This is a genomic window from Vibrio sp. 1CM23M (genome assembly GCF_023161755.1).
GTDB lineage: Bacteria > Pseudomonadota > Gammaproteobacteria > Enterobacterales > Vibrionaceae > Vibrio > Vibrio coralliirubri.
Genome location: NZ_JALNTR010000028.1, coordinates 1 through 402 on the forward strand (window position 1 = coordinate 1; position 402 = coordinate 402).

At 45.3% G+C, this 402-nt stretch carries 1 protein-coding gene; it reads left to right on the forward strand.

Annotated elements, in window-relative coordinates; genetic code table 11:
• Positions 1–402 (forward strand): hypothetical protein (locus MSG35_RS24115; RefSeq protein ID WP_248385191.1); only part of this gene is annotated, 402 nt, incomplete at both ends.

The window sequence follows — 402 nt, forward strand, 5'->3', positions numbered from 1 at the left end:
TACAGAAATCACAGGGGCGGCTAACACAACGACCTATCAAGGTACGACGACAAGTGGAACGCCAATCTTCACGTTGGCATTAGGTGATGATGGCTCTTATACCTTTACGTTGTTAGGTCCTCTAAATCATCCAACAAGTCCGAATTCCAATACCTCAACGATTCCATTCGATGTCGTTGCGGTTGATGGCGATGGCGATGATTCTAATCAGTATGTATTGCCAATCGAGGTGCTCGATGATGTGCCTGTTATGACGGCGCCGACCGGTGAAACTGTTGTCGATGAAGACGATCTTACTGGAATTGGTTCAGATCAATCTGAAGATACCATTATTAATGGGTTATTCACGGTTGATGAAGGTGCCGATGGCGTTGTGAAGTATGAGTTGGTCGATGAAGATTT